Here is a 3,036-nt window from a genome sequence, read left to right as displayed (position 1 = left end):
AACCCGGAAGCTAAGCCTCACAGCGCCGATGGTACTGCAGGGGGGACCCTGTGGGAGAGTAGGACGCCGCCGAACAATCATTCAAGAGAAGCCCCATCCGGTCACCGGATGGGGCTTCTCTGTTTTTGCGCTCCGGTGCCCGCCGTTCCGGTGCCCGCCGCGGCGACCGGATGTTCCACTGACGGTCCCTCGCTGACCTGTGGCACCGGAGCCGGGGACCGTACGCCCTTCCTGCCCGGGGGGCGCGTACGGTCCCCGGTCGTTCGCGATCGGCGCCCCGCCGTGACCGCGGAGGGCGCGGGGATTACGCGCAGGCCTCCCACCTGGGAGATCATTCGTCCATGGACACCGAGATCGACACCGAGACCCTCGTACGCACCCGCCGCTCCCTGCACGCCGTGGCCGAACTGGTCCTGGCCGGGCCGCAGTACCGCACCGACGGCACGATCCGGCTGAAGGCGAGTGCGGGCGGCTTCGCCACGTCCGTCGGGGCGGAGCTGCGGGTGGTCGGGGCGGAGCTGGTGGCGCCGGGGCAGGTGCTGTCCCTCGAATGGACCACGTGTGCCGCGCTCGGGGCGGCCCTCGGGCTGTCGGCCGGCGCACCCGCCGGGCTGTACGGGGACGGGGCGGGCCGGGCGGCCGACGACTCGATCGAGGTGGACCCGGCCGCCGCCCGCCGGCTGCTGGACGGCTTCGCGGTCGGCGACGCGGCACTGCGCGGGCTGTTCCCGGGGACGGAACCGGTCATCTGGCCCGAGCACTTCGACATCGGCGTGACCGTCGGCGACGTGAACTACGGCGTCTCGCTCGGCGACTCCTACCTCCCGTTGCCGTACGCGTACGTCGGCCCGCACACCGCGCGGGAGGGCGGCTTCTGGAACGCGCCGTTCGGTGCCGCCCGGCCGCTGGGTGCACTCGCGGGCGTCATGGGTGTGATGGCGTTCCTGGAGGAGGGGCGCCGCCTGGCCACCGGCGCCTGACGGGTCGGAGGGCTGGTGACCGAGGGCTGGTGACCGAGGGCCGGTGACCCGCGGAGAGGGCTGTGATACCGCTCACGGCTACTTTCCCCGGCGGTGATTTCACGCGCCCTGATTGCCCGAAATATCAGTTTCATGGCCCTGCCGATGGCGGATTGACACCGGATTGACGGACGGTCGGGCCGACCGTCCGTCAGTTCCCGCCACCGGCCGGGATTCGGCCCGTTTGACGTACGCGAAATGCGCCCAGTAGCTTTCGGAAAGTTTGTTTGAACTTTGCCAGCTCGGGGGCGTTGGCGATTCCCCGGGCATGTCGATTTACGGGGAGTTGTTTTGCGAATAAGCCGGAGACTGATAAGGCCGCTGGCGGCGGCACTGGCCGTTCCCGCCCTGGCCACGTTCTCGTCCTCGCCGGCGACGGCGGCGGAGCCGGCCAAGCCGTCCGCGGCGGAGGACTTCTCCTACCCGGGCGCCGCGAAGGTCCTGGCGGACCGGAACATCACGCTCAAGGCGGGCGACGGGCACATCGTGCTCGCCGACTGCGCGTCGGGTCCGGGCCTGGTGGAGCTGTACAGCCGGGCGGCCACTCCGAGTCAGGTCTGTTTCAGGATCACCGGGCCGACGGGGTACCTGTCGCTGGAGATCCCGCAGATCTACAACATCAAGGGCGACGACCACACGATCAAGGCCACGCTGAACACCGCGGGCACGGTCAGCAGCGTCGACGTCAACAAGAACGCCTGGACCCCGGTCGGCGAGGGCGGCACCAGCGGCTCGACCACGCTGCTGGAGCTCAACGCCACCGACGGCCCCGCCGCGACGCCTGCGGCCGGGTCCAACCCGGCGATCGGCACCGTCACGGTCGGGCAGCCCGGCCACCCGGGCTCGCGCTCCTGCACCGCCACGCTGATCGCCCCGCAGTGGGTGCTGTCGGCGGCCGGCTGCTTCACCGACAAGCCGGACGACCCGAGCACCGTTCCGGCGGGCATCCCGAAGGCCCGGACCACGGTCACCATCGCCGGTCACGGGTACGACGTCTCCACGCTCGTGCCGCGGAGCGACCGCGACGTCATGATGATCCGTCTGGTCGAGCCCGCCAACGGCGTCACCCCGGTGGCCGTCGCGACGGCCGCGCCGGCCGCCGGCGAGGACCTGCAGGTGCTCGGCTTCGGCCGCACCAAGACCGACTGGCTGCCGGCCCAGTCCCACAGCGCGACGCTGACGACCGGCGCCGTGGCCTCCTCCAGCGTGGACCTCACCGCCAAGACCGCGGCCGACACCGTCTGCAAGGGCGACGCCGGTGCCCCGGCGCTGCGTGCCAAGAACGGCGGCGTCGAGCTCGCCGCCGTCGTCAGCCGTGCCTGGCAGGGCGGTTGCCTCGGTGAGACGGAGACCCGCCAGGGTGCCACCGAGACCCGGGTCGACGACATCGCCGGGTGGATCGCGGACACGCGCGACCACCGCTCGGCGACCGCGAACGAGGTCGGGGGCAGCGGTCGGCTGCGCTGGGCCGACTTCGACGGTGACGGCAAGCCCGACTACGTCACCATCGAGGACGACGGCTCGGTCAACGTGTGGCTCAACCGCGGCGGTGACGGGGCCGGCGGCTGGCAGTCGATCGGCAAGGTCGCCGGGGGCGTCACGACCGACCGCAGCCGGGTCCGTCTCGCGGACTTCGACGGGGACGGCAAGGCCGACTACTGGGTGATCAACCCCGACGGTTCGGTCAACGTGTGGCTCAACCGCGGCGGTGACGCGGCCGGTAGCGCCGGCTGGCTGCCCCTCGGCCGGGTCGCCACCGGTCTGACCACGGACCAGGACCAGGTGCGCTTCGCCGACTTCGACGGGGACGGCAAGGCCGACTACTGGCTGATCAAGCCCGACGGCTCGGTCACCGTCTTCCTCAACCGCGGCGGCGACCCGGTCGGTTCCGGTGGCTGGCAGTCCGCCGGCCAGGTTGCCGGGGGTGTCACGACCGACCGCAGCCGGGTCCGGCTGGCCGACTTCGACGGGGACGGCAAGGCCGACTACTGGGTGATCAACCCCGACGGTTCGGTCA

2 protein-coding genes and 1 rRNA gene are annotated in these 3,036 nt (G+C 71.6%); all 3 read left to right on the top strand.

All coding sequences use genetic code 11. The features are described from left to right. A 5S ribosomal RNA gene (gene rrf, locus ACFVU9_RS45365) occupies window positions 1-75 on the top strand; the annotation flags it as partial. Window positions 76-341: 266 nt separating this feature from the next. Further along, window positions 342-980 (top strand): hypothetical protein, encoded by a 639-nt coding sequence (locus ACFVU9_RS45360; RefSeq protein ID WP_380509189.1) that lies wholly within the window; start codon window positions 342-344, stop codon window positions 978-980. Between the two features lie 330 nt (window positions 981-1,310). Continuing rightward, a partial coding sequence (locus ACFVU9_RS45355; RefSeq protein WP_387603952.1) for an FG-GAP-like repeat-containing protein occupies window positions 1,311-3,036 on the top strand: 1,726 nt, incomplete at its 3' end.

Source organism: Kitasatospora sp. NPDC057936 (genome assembly GCF_042887525.1).
In the GTDB taxonomy this organism is placed as follows: domain Bacteria; phylum Actinomycetota; class Actinomycetes; order Streptomycetales; family Streptomycetaceae; genus Kitasatospora.
The sequence above is the reverse complement of the archived record's forward strand: the minus strand, read 5'-3'. Positions and strand labels throughout refer to the sequence as shown.